This window comes from Phyllobacterium sp. GQ127 (assembly GCF_059758635.1).
This window is the reverse complement of sequence record NZ_JCAXDZ010000002.1, coordinates 179,922-198,009: the sequence shown is the minus strand read 5'-3', so window position 1 is coordinate 198,009 and position 18,088 is coordinate 179,922. Positions and strand designations below refer to the sequence as shown.

Below are 18,088 nucleotides of genomic sequence, written 5' to 3'. Positions count from 1 at the left end.
GTTGCCCGAGGGACAACAGTGATGCGGGTCGTCATATAGTTGAAATCAATCGGCTTGCAAACCCCTTGATCGCATCTTTTGGACAATTGTTTTATCTTGTCGAAAAGGCTGCCCTGATCATAAACTGTTATATATGTGCATTACCACATATGCGCAGGCCCGGGGGCATGAAGAATAAACAATGACAAGCTTGAAATTTGGAACGAGCGGCCTTCGCGGTCTGGTAAGCGAACTTCCCGATGCGATTTGCCGGGCCTATACGCTGGCATTCCTGCATCACATGCAAAAGGCTCATGCTATTGCGCCAGGCGGCAAGCTGCTGGTCGGTTATGATCTGCGCGAGAGCAGCCCGCGAATCGCCGCCGCCTGTATCGACGCTGCCCGGGTTTTCGGTATGGAGGTTGAAAATAGCGGCCCTCTACCGACGCCTGCGCTGGCTCTGCGGGCGCTTGCCCAAAAGCTTCCGGCTATCATGGTTACTGGCAGCCACATTCCCGCTGACCGCAATGGCTTGAAATTCTATCGGCCGGATGGCGAGATCGACAAGAGCGATGAGGCGGGTATTCTCGCCGTGCTCGACCTTGCCGGGAATGATATCTCCGTTCCCGATGATGCCGGGGATATTTCGCCAAAGGCGCTGGCAGAATATGAAAACCGGTGCATATCCATGCTCGACGCCGGAGCACTTGCAGGCAAGCGCATCGGCGTCTATCAGCATAGCTCGGTCGGGCGCGATCTGATCGTGCGCGTGCTCGGCGCACTGGGCGCGGAAACGGTCGCCATCGCCCGTTCGGATGTATTTGTGCCAGTGGATACGGAAGCATTGCGGCCTGAAGATATTACGCTGGCCGCTGGCGCTGCCGAAAAATACCGACTCGATGCAATGGTCTCAACCGATGGCGATGCGGATCGCCCGCTGGTTGCCGACGAAACCGGGACCTTTATTCGCGGCGATAGTCTTGGCTTGCTGACGGCGCGCTTTTTGAATGCCGATGCCGTCGTGACACCCGTCACCTCCAATACAGCTATTGAGCTAAGTGGCCTTTTTGCCAAGGTCTATCGCACAAAAGTAGGCTCGCCCTATGTCATTGAGGCGATGCAACAGGCTGCCAGGGATGGCTATCAGCGGATCGTCGGCTTTGAGGCCAATGGCGGTGTGCTGCTGGGTTCAAATGTTGATTTGGGCGACGGCATTGTGGTGGCATTGCCTACGCGCGATGCCATGCTGCCGATCATCGCGGTGCTTGGTATGGCGGCGAGAGACAAGGTGCAGGTGTCGAAATTGCTGGAAGACCTTCCCGCGCGCTTCACGCGGAGCGGCCGCATTGAGCATGTTGAATCCAGCAAGAGCAGCCCATTCCTGCAGGCTTTGCTTGACGATGAGCAACGCGCAAGCTTTTTTGCCCAGCTCGGCATTATTGAGGCTAATGACGCCATTGATGGCATACGCATTGTTTTTGCGACTGGTGAGGTGGTCCATTATCGCGCCTCAGGCAATGCGCCAGAATTGCGCTGCTATGCGGAAGCTGCAACTGATACACGGGCCGAACAATTGCTTGAGTGGGGCCTGCAAAGAGCTGGCGAGCACTTACGCAAATATGGCTGAGCTGGCCTCACGGGAATAGAGCATGCGATTGGAGTAAGGCTGACACCAATTGTCAGCTGGTTGTCTGATTCTAACTGTCTTGGGCAGGCTCGTAGCGAATGTTAGCGTCAACAAGGCTTCAGTTAAGTATATGTATCTGGTGGCGTTTACGAATTTGACATTTGTATAAGAGTTTGCGACCGGATGGGATACAAGTATCAAATTCACTCCACTAGCGATTCGGAAAAGGTTCTCGATGGTCAACATTAAGGACGTAGCGGCGCGGGCCAATGTTTCCGTCGGTACAGTCTCTCGCGTGCTGGCCAAAAACGAAACTGTCGGGAAAGAACTGCGCGAGCTGGTAGAGGCAACCATCCGGGAGCTGAACTTCCGACCAAGCGGCGTTGCAAGGGGCTTGAGACGCAGCCGAACCGATATGATCGGTCTGGTTATTCCCGATATTACCAATCCGTTTTTCGCAGAACTTGCAAAACACGTGGAAGCCAGCGCGTCGCAAGCCGGTTTTTCCGTTTTGCTGTCCATCACCAATGATGATCCGAAGATCGAGCTTTCACAGATAGAAACTCTGCTTCGCAGTTATCCGACCGGCTTGATCGTCGTTCCCACGCAATTTGGCGCACCTGCAAAGTGGCAGAGCGATATTGCGACTGTTGCGGTAGACCGCCGCTTGAAAAATTATCCGCTGATTTCGGTGGATCATTATGCGGGTGCTGGCCTTGCCGCGCAGCACCTTTTGCAACTCGGCCATAGGCGTATTGCCTACATTGCGGGGCCCAATGAATCCCCCGTTTCCCGGGAGCGACGCAAAGGGTTTCTAGATACACTTATTGCCGCCGGCATTCAGCCAGAGGTTGTAGAGGGGCATTTCGATTATCAGTCGGGCGAGGTTCTGGGAAAACACTTGCTGAGCAGTCCTGAAGACGTCCGCCCCACCGCAATCGCTACCGCCAGCGACCAGCAAGCTATTGGCTTGATGCGCGCGGCAAGCGATCTTGATCTTAAAGTTCCCGATAATCTCTCAATCATCGGATTCGACGATATTCCGCTCGCTAATCTGATCACGCCAAGACTGACCACGATCAGCCAGCCTGTGGAACAAATCGCAGCGCGAGCAGTGGCGTTTGTTATCGGTGAAAACGCCGCGGGTACCAACGCCGGATTGCTTGATGCGACTTTGGTTATACGCAATTCAACGGCTGCACCGCGCTAAAACACTCGTAAGCATCTAGTGGAGCGGCCTTTGCTCCAGGCTCAAGCATTATCCGGCGCAATGACGCCCTTCGTCAGGATAAAGCATCCATAAAAGCGGCGCTCACCTGTTGCGATAACGCAGTAGGCGTTTTTGGCATGTTCATAAAACGCCATCCGGTCGATTGAAACCATTGGCCAATGCTTACCTTCAGCCTGATCAATCTCCGCCTGCATTTCGATTTGCACATCCGGCACTTCGTCAGGGCTTCCGACAATCTCCATTCGCGCCGCTGCGTCGTCGATGAATGTATCAAGCGGCATAACCGAAAGGATCGCTCGGGCAGCACGTGGCGCCGTTACGGCGTCGATACGCAAAAGACGGCCCAATTTCGTTTGCCGTGCGATGGAATCGCCCGGGAAATTGGTGTCGCAAATAACAAGCCGGTCACCATGCCCCATGGATTTCAGGGCGTAGAGAACATCGGCATTCAGCAGCGGATCGAGATTCTTCAGCACGGTTGCTTACCTCTTCATTTAAGCGGATTGGGTGGTCAGAAACTGCTCGAATTCCCTGGCTGTGGCATAGGACTTCTGCGTGCCTGGGCGTGTGATGGAATCTGCCGCATAAATGGCAGCTTTCTTCAGCGATGGTTCAAGTTCACCGGTTTCGACATAGAACCGCGCGAAGCTGCCTATAAAGGCATCGCCAGCGCCGGTTGTATCTTTCGGCGTGACCTTGATCGGAGCAATCATTGTTGATTGATCTTTTGTTATCAAGCGGGCTCCGCGCGCGCCCAGCGTGACGATGACTGTGCGTATACCTTTGGCGATCAGCGACCGCGCTGCTTGTTCGATTTCGTCATCTGTTCCCGTCGGCAATCCGGTCAACAAGGCCAGCTCAGACTCGTTAGGAACGACGAAAGTGGCTGTTGTGACTTTTGAAGGATCCAAATCCGGTGCAGCAGGTGCCGGATTGAGAATTGTTTCAATTCCATGTTTTTCGGCAAAGGCGAGCGTGTAATACACAGTTTCCAGCGGCACTTCCAACTGCATCAGTATCAGACTGCACTTTTTCAAATCGTCCGCCGCCGCATCAATGTCAGCAGGCTTCAGATCATTATTGGCACCCTTGATAATGAGGATGGAGTTTTCACCCGTTTCATCAACGAATATTGGCGCAACGCCGCTCGATTTGCCGGGAACTGTCCCGACATGGGAGATATCAATTCCGTTGTCTTTGAGATTATTGATCGTGCTTTGACCAAAAACATCATCACCTACTTTGGTGAGCATCAAAACGTCAGCACCAAGTCTTGCCGCAGCAACAGCCTGATTTGCGCCCTTGCCGCCAAAGCCCATGGAAAACTCAGGCGCTTCCAGTGTTTCACCGGGTGCAGGCATGCGGATGATCGATGTGACCAGATCAGTCATGTTGCTGCCGACCACTGCGATGCGTCGTGCCATATGTATGTCCCTCAAATTACAACTCTTATCTATCTGTATTGCGGAAAGCATTCAGGGCAATAACGATGAGCAGAAATCCACCCCATATGAAATCGATCAGATGGTTGGAGAACCGCAATATCTGGAAGCCGGAAGAAAGCAACATCAGCGCAATCAATGCGATGGAGACGCCAAGCACCCTGCCTTTGCCGCCCGCAGGGTTGGTGCCTCCAAGAACGGCAATCAAAACAGCTTGCAGAAGATAGGATGCACCATAATCCGACTTGGCAGCATTTGTGCGGCCGGAAAGGATAATCCCGGCGATGGCGGCCATCATGCCTGTCAGCATATAAGAATAAAGGATCATGCGATCCTTGCGCAGACCGGCAAAAATTGCAGCGCGGGGGTTGGTACCGATGAGCATCAGGTTGACGCCGAAGGTTGTACGCGTCAGCAGGATGGCGACTGCACCTGCTACGATAACGAACAGCACGAATGGCGTTGCCAAGCCCAGCACCTTGCCATTGCCAATGAAGTTCCAGCCATCCGGAAAGCCCGTGATTGCGGGACCGCCGGTGAGAACCACGGCAAGACCAGTGAAAATCTGTCCAGTTCCCAGCGTCGCAAGGATAGGCGTAATCCGCAGCTTCGAAATCAGGAACCCGTTCAATAATCCCGCCAGCAATCCGATGCCGAGCGCGAGCAATATGCCGATACCTGTATAGAGCAGGATCATCCCGGTGGATTGATCTGTTCCGACAATGACCGAGTGGAAGAATACGCCGGCAAGAATACCGGCAAGATTGGCAATGCCTACCACCGACAGATCGATGCCGCCGGTCAGCATGGCAATCATCATGGCAATCGCCAGAATGCCAAGCTCAGGCATGATGTAGGTAATGGACTCAAAATTATAGTAGCGCAGGAACTTGTCCGGATTCAGCCATGACATCAGTGCAAAAACCAGAATGGTGATGGCAATAAGCTGCAGGATATTGCGATCCTGCCCGAAAATACGTTTGGCGATTGAACGGTCTGACATTGTGCTTCTCACACCAGTTTCTTGCGATCGCGCCACGCTGTCAGCGCAGTCGCTCCAACGATAATCAAGCCGACGACAACGCGTTGCCATGTTGTATCGACCTTCATGATGATCAGGCTATTCTTGACCATGACGAGCATGAACACTCCGAGCAAGGTTCCGGCAACGCTGCCGCGTCCACCAAAGATCGATGCGCCGCCCAGCACGACCGCTGCAATGACATCAAGCTCGAAACCTGCGAAATCACGCGGGTTCGCTTGCCAGATCATCGAGCCCTGCAAAAGACCGGCAAATCCTGCCAGAGCGCCTGCAAAACAATAGACAAAGAACAATGTCTTGCGCGTATCGAAGCCCACGCGCTTGGCAGCTTCCGGCGCACCGCCATAGGCAAAAATGCTGCGCCCGATCATCGTGTAGCGCAGAAAAAGATGCGTCACGAGCGCAAGGCCGAGATAGATGAGGATCATGGCCGTCAAGCCGAAATTCGTTCCGGTCGCCGATGTTGAATTGACGAGATTGACCTTGGCAAAATTGATCAGCTCCGGCGGCATCTTATCGATATTGATGATGCTGGTACCGACCAGGCCGAGCAACAGACCGCGCACGACACTGCCGGTTCCAAGCGTGACAATGAGCGGAATCATCCGGAATGTATGAATGAAAAACGCATTGAACGCGCCAAGAACGAGGCCGATAAGGGTTGCAGCTATAAAGGGCACAAGCACGCCTTCATAACCGAAATAGAGCATGCCCTTGACGGTCAGATACATCGCCGCCACCGCAAAGGCGGTGAAGGATACGTCGATACCGCCGGAAATCATTACGACAAGGACGCCCAGCGCCATGATACCGATAATGACATTGCTGCGGAGCAACCCGAACATATTGTCCAGCGACCAGAAGGCCGGGTTAATCAATCCAATAAAGATCATGGCGACCAGTAGAATGGCGGCGATGATAAATTCTGATCGGCGAAAAATCGTCATTTCAAAGCCTTCAACCGGTCGTTTAATGCGTCTTCGTTCAATGCATCTGCGGCGACTTCATCAACAAAACGTCCGCGATGCATGACAATGACACGGTTACAATTCTGCACGAGTTCGGGAACATCGTCAGATATCATCAGCACAGCCAAACCATTCTCGGTAGCCAGCTCACGGATTTTCCGATGAATTTGGGCTTTGGAGCCCACATCGACGCCAACGGTAGGGCCGTTGAGGATAAGGACACGCGCGCCTGTCAACAACCACCGGGCAAGCACCACGCGCTGCTGGTTACCACCGGAAAGATGGTTGACCGGAGTCTGGGGACCGGGCGCTGCAATCTGCATCGCTCCAAACATGGCTTTCGTCGCCGCATCCGCTTTTTTGCGGTCAATGAACATACCGCTGACGAAGTTTTCGAAGGAGGTAGCGAGCATATTGCGCTCGATTGACTGGGTAAGAAACAGCCCTTCGGTCAGACGGTCCTCGGGCACATAGGCAAGACCGCTGGCGATGGCGTCCTGTACGGTCTTCGGGTGGACGGCCTTGCCGTCAATTGTCACCGAACCCGTATATTTTGGGTTCATCCCGAAAAGTGCCAGCGCAAGCTCTGTACGACCGGAGCCGATCAGACCGGATAAGCCGACGATTTCGCCCGCGCGCAATGTCAGGTCAATATTCTCCAACGTGCCCGGAATACTCAACTGTTTGACATTCAGACGCGGCTGCTCATCACCTTTTACAGGCGTCCATTCATAGGTCTGATCCGTGAGGTCATGCCCTGTCATAGCGCGGGTAATGGCCGCCTCGTTAAAATCGCTGATCGGGCCTTCTGCAACTTTTTTGCCATTGCGAAGAACAGTCAACCGCTCGCTGATTTCCAGCATTTCGCGCATTTTATGGCTGACGAAAAGCACTGCAATTCCCTGAGCCTGAATATCGCGGACAATACGGAACAAGGCGTCAACTTCTGGGCGTGTAAGGGCAGTTGTCGGCTCATCCATGATGATAAGCCTGGCATCACCCATCATGGCGCGGGCAATTGCCACGATCTGCTTGCCGGATGTCGGTAGCGATTCCACGTCGGCATCAAGGTCCATGGTGACGCCAAGACGCGCCAGGGCTTTGGTCGCCAGATCGCGAATCCGTTTCCAGCTGACTGACTTTTTGCCTTCAAGAAGCAGCGTGTTCAGCGCCAGATTTTCTGCAACGGTCAAGTTCCCGAACAGAGAAAAATCCTGATAGATAACTTGGATGCCCTGTTGTACGGACCGCGCAGGCGTAAATCCTGTTACCGGCTTACCGTCAATCAGGATCTCCCCCTCGGTGGGTGTATACACGCCTGCTATGGTCTTGATGATCGTCGACTTGCCGCAGCCGTTTTCACCCGCAAGGCAGTGGATTTCCCCGGGCTTCACAACAAGCGAAACATTATCGAGCGCCACAAGGCCGCCAAACCGCTTGCTGATATTCTTAAGTTCCAGAAGGTTTTCGCTCATGCTTTCCCCGCTATGGTGGAGATCCGCGAATATCAGGAAAGCGGGGGCCTTCTGCAACGCCCCCGCTTTCCTGTCACGTTAAAAATCAGAAATTATATGAATTCATATTGTCTGCGGTAACACCAACCCAACCGGCACCAAAAAGTACATTTGGTCTGGATGCATCTGGAGCCAGCAGATTGTCATAGCCGGGCAGTCCGAGATTGAGACCGGCCTTAATAAGGTCCGTCTTTTTGTTGAGGGCCATGACAGCCAGTTCATTCATGGCATAACCGGCTACTGCTGGATCCCAAAACTGAATGTACTGGATATCGCCATTCTTGAGATATTCGCCTGCAACCGAAACAAGACCTGTACCAGCAAAGAAGACTTTGCCCTTTAATCCGCCTTCAGAGATCAGGCGTCCAGCACCGGCAGAGGTCGGCATTGGTGCGCCGAGGATACCTTTGACGTCCGGATAGGTCGTCATGGCTTCCTTCAGCTTGGTGTAATCCTGATTGGCATCATCATAGGTTTCCAGACGTTCTGTCGCGAGCGACATGTCGGGGAAATTCTTCTTCTGATATTCAATGGCGCCGTCAATCCAGTCCATCTGCGATTTCGATGTCAAGCTGCCGACGGTAGCAAGATACTTACCCTTGCCGTCCATGGATTTACCCAGAACTTCCATCAACTTGGCCCCGTAGGCCTTGTTGTCAAATGCTTCCAGGACATAATCAGCGTTGACGATGTTCGAAGCTTCATGCGCAATCACGACGATGCCGCGCTCGCGTGCTTTTTTCAGAACCGGCTCAACAGCCTCTACCGAGAATGGCACGATGCAAATGGCATCTACGCCCTGGGCAATAAGATTTTCTACGATCTGCACCTGTGCAGCAGCATCCGCAGAGCTAGGACCGACCATCCAGACGTCAGCGCCTGTTTCGGATTTGAACTGCTCGACACCCTCGCGCATGCGGTCGAACCAGGCAATGCCATCGACCTTGACGACAGTTGCGATCGTATAGGACTTGCCGTCGGCTCCGGTCACATATTCCTTGTTGACCTTCGAGGTGTCGACGGGACCCTCAGCCAGCGCCGGCACGGCCAGTGCCAGCGTTATTGCCAGTAATGCTAAAAGTTTCTTCACGAGGCTTCCTCCCTTGGTTGCTCTTTCGGAGCGAGCACAAACCCGCCAACTCCATCTCTCCCTGACAACCGCAATCATTCTTTTGAATTCATCCGGTCATCGCCGTTTCTTCAATATGAAACGTTTCATTTGACTTTCCAGATCATACGGCAGTTGTCAATACGTTTGTATGTCCATTTAAGCAAATGTATCCGATTATGAATGTCTGTCTAGTTATCGACAGGCTTCAAATCACCAAGCAAGGTGGGAATCAGCTCCGAAACGGTAGGGTGGATAGGCACTGCCCATTGCAATTTCCCATAATCGACATCGGCATTCATCATGTCGAGTATGCCATGAATGGCCTCATCACCGCCGGTTCCCAAAATTGCGGCACCTAGAATCTTCTTTGTTTCCGCATCGACAATAACTTTCATGAAACCCTTGGTCTCATCCTTTTCAATTGCGCGCCCGACGCGTATCATCGGCCTCTTGGAAATCAGAAGTGGTCGGCCTGACTTGCGCGCCTGTGTTTCGTTCAAACCTACTCGGCCAAGCGGCGGGTCGATATAAAGCGCATAGCCCGGAATACGCGCGCTGACCTTGCGATCTTCTCCATCGAGCAAATTGGCTGCGACAATCTCAAAATCATTATAGGCCGTATGCGTGAAGGCCCCTCGCCCGTTGCAATCACCAAGCGCCCAAATTCCATCCGCGCTGGTCGAAAGATCATCATGGACCTTGATGTAGCCGCGTTCGTCCATCTCGATACCGGCTTTTTCTACATCCAGATCATCGGTATTGGGTAGCCTCCCGATAGCCAAAAGCACATGCGAACCGACGATAGCCGGTGCGCCCGAACTGCAATCGACACTGACTTGCGCGCCCTTCGCATGACGTTTGAACGAAATACATTCGGCATTCAGACGACATTCAATGCCCTCGGCCTCAATTATCTGTCTGATTGCCTCGGAAACATCTTCATCTTCCCGGGAAACCAGTCGCGGACCCTTCTCGACAATTGTCACTTTTGCACCGAACCGGCGGTACATCTGTGCAAATTCGAGTCCGATATAGCTTCCGCCGATCACGACCAGATGTTCGGGAAGTGTGTCCAGCTGCAAGATGCCGGTATTGGTCAGATAATCGATCTCATCAATTCCGGGCATATCCGGAATGACGGCGCGTCCGCCGGTATTGATGAATATTTGAGGCGCCGTATAGGTTTCGCCGCCAACGACTATTTCATGCGGACCGATAAATTTCGCATGACCCTGCACAATGGTGCAATTATCCATGCCCTTCAGCCAACTCTCGATATTATTTCGGGCGGTTGAGGAAACCGTATCGGCTCGTTGCCATATGCGTTTCATGTTAATGCGGATGGGCGTGTCGATCGTAACGCCAAAATCAGCGCCACGTCGCGCCAAATGCGCTGCATAGGCGCTTGCCACCAGCGCCTTGGTCGGCATACAGCCAGTGTTAACGCAGGTGCCGCCGAAAAGCTTCCGCTCAATGAGTAAAACCTTTCTGCCGGCGCTTGTAAGTCTTCCTGCCAGCGCGGGCCCCGCCTGCCCCGCCCCAATAATGATCGCGTCGAAAGAATTACTCATGGCAGCGAAGCAACAATCAGATAGGCACCGATAATAGCCACTGCGTCCTCGATCAATGCCGCAGGCCGATCCTGTCCGAAGCGGGCAGCAAGCGCGCTACGGATATAAGCACCACCATAGGTGCCGATGACAGCGCCTATTGCCCCGGCAATCAACCCGGCAACCAACATGCCGCCGGCAATGCCTATGGCAGCGCCACTGACTGCGCCCATTAGAACGCGTGTGCCAAATTGCACCGGCACTTTTCGACTCGGGGTCGATGGCAACTGATCTGTGATGAGCTCGCCAATGGCAAGTATTGAAATGATCCAGGGCGTGAGGGCATAGCCCAAAAACGCCAGCCAGCTATCACCCAGATTGAGCCAACCCAAATAGGCAGCCCAGCTTACAGCCGCCGGTGCCGTCATCGCTCGCAAACCTGCAATGATACCAATCAGAAGTGCACATGTAATGATCATAAAAGTCCAACCCCCGTTGAATTCGCGATCGACCGACAACACAAATGCTCGATGAACAAGAGGTTCAGGCGGCGTTCATATTGCGACACATAATTTGTAAAAATTCAACTGCTGCGCGCGTTACTATTCGCAGCAAATAGCGACGGGATTTGTCATGCTTGTTCAGCGTCTTGGCATCGTATTTGTAATATTCTTCGCCTTTGCACTCTCGTTCGGATCCTTCGTGCACAATGCAAAATCAGGACGTGCGCCCTATCATGACAGCTTGATGCAAATCAAAAACTGAGCCTGATGACCTGTTTTTAATAAGATAGCCACGCTGCTAACGGATTTGCTTCTTTTCAGCCGCATCAAGTCTTTGCAAAAGATCACGTAGAACGTCCGGAATATTCTTTTCAACTTTTGATGGACGGGCCGTTTCGATCGTTCGGCGATAATCAGCGCGCACGACCTGCTCGCGAAGCACATTTGCAGTCCGGTCGTTCACTGGATGTCGTGCCATGATCATTCCAATCCACTCCATGCGGCGCATCTCGCACCGTACTAGCATAACTCAAATAAGCTGATTTGGTTCGAATTGCCGCGATTTATAGTCAACAGTTTATGAATCAACCGAATTGCAAAATCCTTCTACGCAAAAAATTCAAGGCTGCGGAACCAGCATCCCGTCCCGGCGTTGTTCTGAAAAGATTAAAGGATATGCCCATGTTGATCCGTGTTGGTTACGAGATAGGAATTCGTTGCAACGAGCCAACCCCTATGACGACCTATCTAAATCTGGAATCCGCACGGCTGAAAGATGTTCAATGCGAACGTGGACCCACGGCAACGCCAGAGGTTAATCTGGAAACATTCACAGATCTGTTTGGAAATAATTGTCTGCGGCTGGTTGCACCGGCTGGCAATTTGTCACTGAAATATGATGCTGTTGTCAACGATGATGGCCTGCCAGATCCGGTCGATGAAAATGCCGAAGAAGTTTCCGTCGACAAACTTCCCACGGAATGCCTGGCTTACCTTTCTGCCAGCCGCTATTGTGAAACAGACGAGTTGAGCAATCTTGCTTGGAGCCTGTTCGGGCATGTCAAACCGGGTTGGACACGAGTTCAGACAATCTGCGATTACGTCAATCAACGCCTGACATTCAGCTATGGTTTTGCAAGGGCCACACGCACGGCTGCACAGGCCCATGAAGAACGTGTCGGCGTGTGCCGGGATTTCGCTCATCTTGCCGTGGCCTTCTGCCGTTGCATGAATATTCCTGCCCGTTACGTGAATGGCTATATGGGCGATATTGGCGTACCCGCTGATCCGGCCCCGATGGATTTCAATGCATGGTTCGAAGTCTTTCTAGGTGGCAAATGGCACACGTTTGATGCCCGCCATAATCAGCGCCGCATCGGCCGGATTGTCGTTGCCCGCGGCCGTGATGCAGCGGACACGCCCCTCATTTATACGTTTGGCCCGCATGAATTGACCAATTTCAAAGTCTGGACGTTCGAAGAGAACGCTCCAACATTTACCAACAGGCGTTTTGAGAAAATATCGCTGGTAACCCCGTGGTTTAGCCAAAGGTGGTCCCGGCTTTCACGGCATATCCGGCAAGCATCCGAGACAGAATCAACGATTTAGAGCCTTCCTCGCTCGGAACCATTGTACCGGAACAAACATGCTTGAGGTTTGCCATGCCACATTTGGCAGGGTAATTTGCTGCTTCGGTTCGGTCTGAGGAGGAGCCCACAGGATGCCTTTCGATAATGCATCGAAGTCAATTTACTCGCAAGAAGACTGGAATATCATGCAGGCGGCCTACGACAAAGCCGCCAAAACGCTCGTTGTAAAGTCGAGTACCGATGACGACGCCAAGATCATTGCAGAAACTGTTATGACAGCCTTCAACCGCGGCAATAAGGATATTAATTCTCTGGCTGCCTTGGCGGTCATTACCGCGATCAATTCGCATCCAAGCCTGAACCAAAATGGATTTGAGCAGCGCAAACGGTCAGGATAAGCGTTTATCTGATCGCTTTGACCAGCGCATTGTCCGGAAAACAGGTTGGCTCCATTCCCTGTTTTGCCTGCCATGCTCCAATTGACCGCCGCGTCTTGAAACCGGGAAACCCATCCGCGCCGCCTGCGTCATATCCCTGCTTTTCCAGCGTCTTTTGCATGCTGGCAATGTCAGAGCGATAAAGTCCGCCAACATCGCCCCAGCCAGTGCTGAATCCTTTTGCACCATGGGCAATCCGATCACCAATATGCCCGATGAATAGAGCATATAGATCACTCATATTGTACTCTTTTAGGACATAAAAATTCTTGGTAACGATGAATGCAGGCCCGTGCCTTCCGGCGGGCATCAAAAGGAAGCCTTCACGCTTCATCTCGCTGGACGGAAAAGCCTTGCCATTGACCCGGCTGATACCCAGTTGTTCCCAGGCGGAAAACAGCTTGCCCTGATCCGGCCCCTCCAGGGAACAGCTCACGGTTTCCGGCACGGTGACCTCATAGCCCCAGTCCCGCCCTGCCTGCCAGCCATATTGCTTGAGATAATGACCGATAGAACCCAGCGTGTCCGGCACTGAGTTCCAGATATCCCGTTTGCCATCACCGTCAAAATCCACCGCATGTTGCAGGTAAGAGGTCGGCATGAATTGCGGCTGACCGAGCGCTCCGGCCCAGGAGCTTTTCATGGCACCAGCGTCAATATATCCCTTCTGGACAATCTCCAGCGCAGCCATCAGTTCCTTGCGGAACATTTCCTTTCGCGAGGCTAGAAATGCTTTTGTACCAAGTACGGTAAAGGCGTTATTTGGAATTTTTACGCTGCCATATCCGCTCTCGCGTCCCCAGACTGCAAGCACGACCTCACCCGGGACACCATATTTGCTTTCGACGGCCTTCAGGGTCCGGGCATATTGCCCTGCCCGCGCCACGCCGCCAGCAGTTGTGGCATTTATGGTCTTATCATTGAAGTATTTTCCCGGCGAGCCGAACTCGGACTGAGCCTGCTTCTTTGGTGTCTTTGGCTTTTCGCCCGGCAGAATCAGATCAGGCAAGTCCAGATTGGGCGATACGCCGGCAAAAGCCTGATCGAACACTGCTTTCGAAATGCCCGCTGTCTTGGCATCAGGCCAAAGATCATTGGCAAGCCAGTTTTGGAATTGCGCATCAACCTCGGGCTTGGACGCCGCCAAGGCAGATAATGTGCTTGTGCTCAGCACAAGCACAATACGCAACCCAATGATAAAATGCTTTTTCATCAAATCTTTGAGTCCCGCACTGTTGGCGTCTTAACTGGCAACGGTTTTGTGGCCGGTGGTATGAATGATGGCAACACGGAAATATACCGGTTCCAGCGGACGGACATGATTTCTTGAAATCGTTTTTACATAGGCCGGTTCCCACCACTCAGCCGTTCGGCTCAAAAGACGATGCGCATTATTGCGCGCCTCTATATGGCCGGGTTCGCTTGTCAGCTCTTCGAAAATTCCGGTGACGACGACGCTTTGCCAATTATTAGTGGCAACGATCTCATCAAACTCTATGCACACTTTGGGATTTTCACGCATCCAGTCGACTTTCGTGCCCGCTGACGTGAGTGAATAAAGAGAAACGGCATCGTAAGCGAAACTCAGGGGAATAACGTAGGGTTGATTATCTTTCGCGCACGCCAATCGCCCGATTGTTGCGCGTGCCAGAAACTCCTTGATTTCCTGCTGCGTCATATCCTGGATAATCATGAAACTTCGCCCCTGTTGCCCGGCCCCGAAATTTTTCGGTCCTATCGCATTTTAGTATAACGACCATAAATCTCGAAAAAGACAAGTTAGCGGCTTCACAGTGTGGTTCTTGCGCGCAAGGCAGCCGTTAATGTTCCTTCGTCAAGATAGTCAAGCTCACCCCCAACCGGCACGCCATGAGCAAGCCTGGTAATTCGGACATCAAAATCTGCCAGCTGATCGGTGATATAGTGTGCTGTTGTCTGACCCTCGACAGTCGCATTCACCGCAAGAATAATCTCCTTGATCTCCCCTTCGGCAACCCGTCCGACAAGCGTCGCAATATTGAGATCATCCGGGCCGATACCATCAAGCGGAGAGAGGCGTCCGCCAAGAACATGATAACGGACATTCATCGACCCGGCACGTTCCAACGCCCAAAGATCGGAAACATCCTCGACCACGATCAGTGTCGCGCGTTCGCGGCGTGGATCGGTGCAAATCATGCAGGGGTCGGATGTATCCACATTTCCACATGTTGAGCAGATGCGCACCTTCTCGGCCGCATCCTGCATCGCGGTGCCAAGAGGAATCAGCAGCGCTTCTTTCTTCTTGATAAGGTGCAGGGCGGCGCGCCTGGCAGAACGCGGACCAAGCCCCGGCACTTTGGCTAGGAGCTGGATTAGGCGCTCAATTTCTGGACCGGCGATTCGTTTCGACATATCGCCGGTTTAGAGCAATTCGCGGCTTTAGGGAATCAAAGACCGGCGGAGTGTTCAACCCATCCAACATTTTGGTCGAAATAATACAATCTTGGATTGGTTGTTCCGGCTCCAAGACCCGATAAGGATCGTATCGGTGATCGCAACGGGTTTGAGGGCAAAAGCAGCAGCACGGTGCCAGCCAGTGTATTGGAGAGGACGGGCTTCTCCAACTGCGGCATCAGCCATGCTCTCGACTTGGAGGTGAAACTATGCGGAGATTTCCGTTTAGCGTAACTCTTATTGTGAAAAGAACCCGGACCAGCTGGTCACTGACATTCCGGGTTCAATTTTCAAAATGAGACCAGGGGACGGGCGAAAGCTCGTTCCCTACTCCAAGAACAGTCTATCTTAATAAGACATTCTTTCCAATAAACTTCTGGTTGCTTTCGAATAGGATTAAAACGGCAACTTGAATCCCGGAGGAATTGGCAGGCCCGCAGTCAAGGCTTGCGTTTTTTCTGCCATGATTGCCTCGACCTTCGCCTTGGCCTCATTGTGCGCAGCGATGATGAGATCCTCAATGACTTCGATATCATCTTCCTTGAAGAGTGAAGGATCAATGGTCAGTGCAGTCAGTGCGCCTTTGCCGGAAAGCTTGACAGTGACAAGCCCGCCACCCGCCTGCCCTTCGGCCTCAAGTGCGGAAATTTCCTCCTGCATCGAAGCCATCTTCGCCTGCATTTCCTTGGCCTGTTTCATCATGCCCATTATGTCACGCATGGGTTATCTCCTATCGTTCAATCATCTTCTTCAACGGGCGCCAACGTATCATCACCTGCACCTGCAGATAATTCATCATCGGCTTGCCCCGCGGGCGTGGCTATGCGCACGTTGATAATCTTGGCGCCCGGAAACTTCGAAAGTATGGCGGCCACATCCGGATCTGCACGCGCATCGCTCAGCAAGCCTTCACGCTTTGCCGTTTCGACTTCGTTGAGAGTCTTGCTGCCTTCCTCGCGCGAAAGCGAAACCATCCAGCGAATACCGGTCCACTCGCCAAGCTTTTGTGACAAATCTGTAAGCAGGGTTTTCGGCGCAGCTTCGGTCAGGTTAATCTCAAGACGCCCGGGCTTGATACTGACCAGCCGCACGCAATTCTTGACCATGATCTTGAACTGCATATCACGCTGCTTGTCTGCAAGTGCGATGATATCTTCAATACTGCCTATCTGAACCGAAGGCACGGCCTCTTCAACAATCTGCGGCGAAGCGAGCATGGCCGGTTCCGGTTGGATAGCTGGTTCAACCAGCCGCATGGTTGCGCCGCCACTCGCGTTCACAGTGCCGCGAGCAGTTGCCACCGCATCGCTGGCACGTGCCATTGAGGCACCGCCATTGCCCGGATTCGGACGCGGCCCATTATTGTCGCCGGCGGTACCAGGCAAAGCTGTGCCGTCATCCAGCGACTTCAATGCTTCATCAAGCGTGGGCAAATCTGCGGCATGGGCAATGCGGATGAGCAGCATTTCGGCTGCCTGAACGGGGCGATTTGAATTCTCGACCTCGGCCATACCCTTCAGCAACATCTGCCAAGTCCGGGAAAGGACGCGAATGGACAATTTCTCTGCAAAATCACGTCCGCGCAGCCGCTCATCTTCTGACAATGAAATATCGTCGGCAACATCCGGGGTAAAACGGATGCGTGTGACCAAATGATTGAAGTCGGCAAGGTCGGTCAACACTACGCTGGGATCAGCTCCAACATCATATTGCGAGCGGAACTCACGCAATGCCGAAGCCACGTCGCCGCGCATCAGCATTTCGAACAAATCAATGATCCGCGCACGATCCGCCAAGCCGAGCATCGAACGCACAGCCTCGCCATTCACTGTGCCTGCTCCATGCGCTATGGCCTGATCGAAAATAGACAGCGAATCACGCACGGAACCCTCGCCTGCCCGCGCGATCATGGACAGCGAGGTATCGTCCACCGTTATGTTTTCCAGACCTGCGATCTTGCGTAAATGCGCGGTCAACAGGCTGGTATCTATGCGGCGCAAATCGAAACGCTGGCAGCGCGACAGAACGGTGATGGGAACCTTGCGGATTTCCGTCGTCGCAAAAATGAATTTCACATGGGGCGGCGGCTCTTCAAGCGTCTTCAACAGGCCGTTAAAGGCCTGATTGGAGAGCATGTGCACCTCATCGATGATGTAGACCTTGTAGCGGGCCGATACCGGACGATAACGAACCTGTTCGATAATCTCGCGAATATCATCAATGCCCGTATGGGAGGCAGCATCCATCTCGATCACGTCGACATGCCTGCCTTCCATGATAGCTTGACAATGCTCGCCCATGACAGAGAGGTCGATGGTTGGCTTGTCTATATCGCCATTCTTGTAATTGAGGGCGCGGCCAAGAATTCGCGCAGTCGTGGTCTTGCCGACACCGCGCACACCCGTCAGCATCCACGCTTGCGCGATCCGTCCTGTCTCGAACGCATTGGTCAGCGTCCTGACCATTGGCTCCTGGCCAATCAGATCGTTGAAATTTTCGGGGCGATATTTACGGGCGAGCACGCGATAGGCGCTGTCTGGCTTTTTCGTGTCCATCGCGTTTGTTTCCGCTCCTGCATTTACTTCTTGTATATGGCGCAAGTTTGGACCGCCATGCACCATAGCGTCAATGCCGGTTGCGGCTTTGACACAGGCAGGTA

At 53.0% G+C, this 18,088-nt stretch carries 18 protein-coding genes; 4 read left to right on the top strand and 14 right to left on the bottom strand.

Features of this window, described 5'->3' with window-relative positions; genetic code table 11:
• Positions 1 to 181 precede the first annotated feature (181 nt).
• Together AC6CHM_RS09200 and AC6CHM_RS09195 are read left to right on the top strand one after the other, a co-directional pair.
• Positions 182 to 1,606, top strand: coding sequence for a phosphomannomutase (locus AC6CHM_RS09200; RefSeq protein WP_498172801.1), 1,425 nt, complete (start codon positions 182 to 184; stop codon positions 1,604 to 1,606).
• Positions 1,607 to 1,841: 235 nt separating this feature from the next.
• Positions 1,842 to 2,816, top strand: coding sequence for a LacI family DNA-binding transcriptional regulator (locus AC6CHM_RS09195; RefSeq protein WP_307282499.1), 975 nt, complete (start codon positions 1,842 to 1,844; stop codon positions 2,814 to 2,816).
• A gap of 41 nt (positions 2,817 to 2,857) precedes the next feature.
• Here the strand turns inward: AC6CHM_RS09195 and AC6CHM_RS09190 are convergent, their stop codons facing one another.
• The 9 genes from AC6CHM_RS09190 to AC6CHM_RS09150 form a co-directional block, all read right to left on the bottom strand.
• Positions 2,858 to 3,313, bottom strand: a complete 456-nt coding sequence (locus tag AC6CHM_RS09190) for an RbsD/FucU family protein (RefSeq protein ID WP_307282496.1) — start codon at positions 3,311 to 3,313, stop codon at positions 2,858 to 2,860.
• An 18-nt stretch (positions 3,314 to 3,331) separates the two neighbouring features.
• Entirely contained in the window at positions 3,332 to 4,261 is a 930-nt protein-coding gene (gene rbsK, locus AC6CHM_RS09185) for a ribokinase (RefSeq protein WP_498172799.1), read from the bottom strand.
• A 25-nt stretch (positions 4,262 to 4,286) separates the two neighbouring features.
• Positions 4,287 to 5,282 (bottom strand): ABC transporter permease subunit, encoded by a 996-nt coding sequence (locus AC6CHM_RS09180; RefSeq protein WP_115051350.1) that lies wholly within the window; start codon positions 5,280 to 5,282, stop codon positions 4,287 to 4,289.
• Between the two features lie 8 nt (positions 5,283 to 5,290).
• Positions 5,291 to 6,268, bottom strand: a complete 978-nt coding sequence (locus AC6CHM_RS09175; protein WP_115051351.1) for an ABC transporter permease — start codon at positions 6,266 to 6,268, stop codon at positions 5,291 to 5,293.
• Positions 6,265 to 7,764, bottom strand: a complete 1,500-nt coding sequence (locus AC6CHM_RS09170; RefSeq protein ID WP_336440646.1) for a sugar ABC transporter ATP-binding protein — start codon at positions 7,762 to 7,764, stop codon at positions 6,265 to 6,267. The genes AC6CHM_RS09175 and AC6CHM_RS09170 overlap by 4 nt, the downstream gene beginning before the upstream one ends.
• A gap of 85 nt (positions 7,765 to 7,849) precedes the next feature.
• The gene (locus AC6CHM_RS09165) at positions 7,850 to 8,893 is read right to left on the bottom strand and encodes an autoinducer 2 ABC transporter substrate-binding protein (RefSeq protein ID WP_115051353.1); all 1,044 of its coding nucleotides are present in this window, start codon (positions 8,891 to 8,893) and stop codon (positions 7,850 to 7,852) included.
• Between the two features lie 209 nt (positions 8,894 to 9,102).
• Entirely contained in the window at positions 9,103 to 10,485 is a 1,383-nt protein-coding gene (locus AC6CHM_RS09160) for an FAD-containing oxidoreductase (protein ID WP_498172796.1), read from the bottom strand.
• Positions 10,482 to 10,943: a DUF4126 domain-containing protein gene (locus AC6CHM_RS09155; RefSeq protein WP_498172794.1), complete on the bottom strand. Its 462-nt coding sequence runs from the start codon at positions 10,941 to 10,943 to the stop codon at positions 10,482 to 10,484. Before AC6CHM_RS09155 ends, AC6CHM_RS09160 begins: the two co-directional genes overlap by 4 nt.
• Before the next feature lie 322 nt (positions 10,944 to 11,265).
• A complete protein-coding gene (locus tag AC6CHM_RS09150; protein ID WP_336440648.1) occupies positions 11,266 to 11,445 on the bottom strand; it encodes a nucleotide exchange factor GrpE in 180 nt (59 codons plus the stop codon).
• A gap of 203 nt (positions 11,446 to 11,648) precedes the next feature.
• Between AC6CHM_RS09150 and AC6CHM_RS09145 the strand changes: the two genes are divergently transcribed.
• Positions 11,649 to 12,575 carry a transglutaminase-like domain-containing protein gene (locus AC6CHM_RS09145; protein ID WP_498172792.1) on the top strand — a complete coding sequence of 309 codons (927 nt, stop codon included), beginning with the start codon at positions 11,649 to 11,651 and terminating at the stop codon, positions 12,573 to 12,575.
• A gap of 112 nt (positions 12,576 to 12,687) precedes the next feature.
• Entirely contained in the window at positions 12,688 to 12,954 is a 267-nt protein-coding gene (locus AC6CHM_RS09140; protein ID WP_498172791.1) for a hypothetical protein, read from the top strand.
• Between the two features lie 4 nt (positions 12,955 to 12,958).
• Here the strand turns inward: AC6CHM_RS09140 and AC6CHM_RS09135 are convergent, their stop codons facing one another.
• From AC6CHM_RS09135 to AC6CHM_RS09115, 5 genes are all read right to left on the bottom strand, one after another.
• Entirely contained in the window at positions 12,959 to 14,206 is a 1,248-nt protein-coding gene (locus tag AC6CHM_RS09135) for a lytic murein transglycosylase (protein ID WP_498172789.1), read from the bottom strand.
• Between the two features lie 30 nt (positions 14,207 to 14,236).
• Positions 14,237 to 14,686, bottom strand: a complete 450-nt coding sequence (locus AC6CHM_RS09130; protein ID WP_115051358.1) for a pyridoxamine 5'-phosphate oxidase family protein — start codon at positions 14,684 to 14,686, stop codon at positions 14,237 to 14,239.
• A gap of 95 nt (positions 14,687 to 14,781) precedes the next feature.
• Positions 14,782 to 15,387, bottom strand: a complete 606-nt coding sequence (recR, locus tag AC6CHM_RS09125) for a recombination mediator RecR (protein WP_307282478.1) — start codon at positions 15,385 to 15,387, stop codon at positions 14,782 to 14,784.
• A gap of 438 nt (positions 15,388 to 15,825) precedes the next feature.
• A complete protein-coding gene (locus AC6CHM_RS09120; RefSeq protein WP_008122553.1) occupies positions 15,826 to 16,149 on the bottom strand; it encodes a YbaB/EbfC family nucleoid-associated protein in 324 nt (107 codons plus the stop codon).
• 17 nt (positions 16,150 to 16,166) lie between these two features.
• On the bottom strand, positions 16,167 to 18,050 hold the full coding sequence (locus tag AC6CHM_RS09115) for a DNA polymerase III subunit gamma/tau (protein WP_498172786.1): 1,884 nt from the start codon (positions 18,048 to 18,050) through the stop codon (positions 16,167 to 16,169).
• Positions 18,051 to 18,088 lie beyond the last annotated feature (38 nt).

Excerpts from the sequence above, each read along its gene's own strand:
- AC6CHM_RS09135 (WP_498172789.1), bottom strand. The coding sequence starts at position 14,206 with ATGAAAAAGCATTTTATCATTGGGTTGCGTATTGTGCTTGTGCTGAGC.
- AC6CHM_RS09130 (WP_115051358.1), bottom strand. The coding sequence starts at position 14,686 with ATGATTATCCAGGATATGACGCAGCAGGAAATCAAGGAGTTTCTGGCA.
- recR (WP_307282478.1), bottom strand. The coding sequence starts at position 15,387 with ATGTCGAAACGAATCGCCGGTCCAGAAATTGAGCGCCTAATCCAGCTC.
- AC6CHM_RS09120 (WP_008122553.1), bottom strand. The coding sequence starts at position 16,149 with ATGCGTGACATAATGGGCATGATGAAACAGGCCAAGGAAATGCAGGCG.
- AC6CHM_RS09175 (WP_115051351.1), bottom strand. The coding sequence starts at position 6,268 with ATGACGATTTTTCGCCGATCAGAATTTATCATCGCCGCCATTCTACTG.
- AC6CHM_RS09115 (WP_498172786.1), bottom strand. The coding sequence starts at position 18,050 with ATGGTGCATGGCGGTCCAAACTTGCGCCATATACAAGAAGTAAATGCA.
- AC6CHM_RS09150 (WP_336440648.1), bottom strand. The coding sequence starts at position 11,445 with ATGGCACGACATCCAGTGAACGACCGGACTGCAAATGTGCTTCGCGAG.
- AC6CHM_RS09145 (WP_498172792.1), top strand. The coding sequence starts at position 11,649 with ATGTTGATCCGTGTTGGTTACGAGATAGGAATTCGTTGCAACGAGCCA.
- AC6CHM_RS09195 (WP_307282499.1), top strand. The coding sequence starts at position 1,842 with ATGGTCAACATTAAGGACGTAGCGGCGCGGGCCAATGTTTCCGTCGGT.
- AC6CHM_RS09180 (WP_115051350.1), bottom strand. The coding sequence starts at position 5,282 with ATGTCAGACCGTTCAATCGCCAAACGTATTTTCGGGCAGGATCGCAAT.
- AC6CHM_RS09170 (WP_336440646.1), bottom strand. The coding sequence starts at position 7,764 with ATGAGCGAAAACCTTCTGGAACTTAAGAATATCAGCAAGCGGTTTGGC.
- AC6CHM_RS09160 (WP_498172796.1), bottom strand. The coding sequence starts at position 10,485 with ATGAGTAATTCTTTCGACGCGATCATTATTGGGGCGGGGCAGGCGGGG.
- AC6CHM_RS09140 (WP_498172791.1), top strand. The coding sequence starts at position 12,688 with ATGCCTTTCGATAATGCATCGAAGTCAATTTACTCGCAAGAAGACTGG.
- AC6CHM_RS09155 (WP_498172794.1), bottom strand. The coding sequence starts at position 10,943 with ATGATCATTACATGTGCACTTCTGATTGGTATCATTGCAGGTTTGCGA.
- AC6CHM_RS09200 (WP_498172801.1), top strand. The coding sequence starts at position 182 with ATGACAAGCTTGAAATTTGGAACGAGCGGCCTTCGCGGTCTGGTAAGC.
- rbsK (WP_498172799.1), bottom strand. The coding sequence starts at position 4,261 with ATGGCACGACGCATCGCAGTGGTCGGCAGCAACATGACTGATCTGGTC.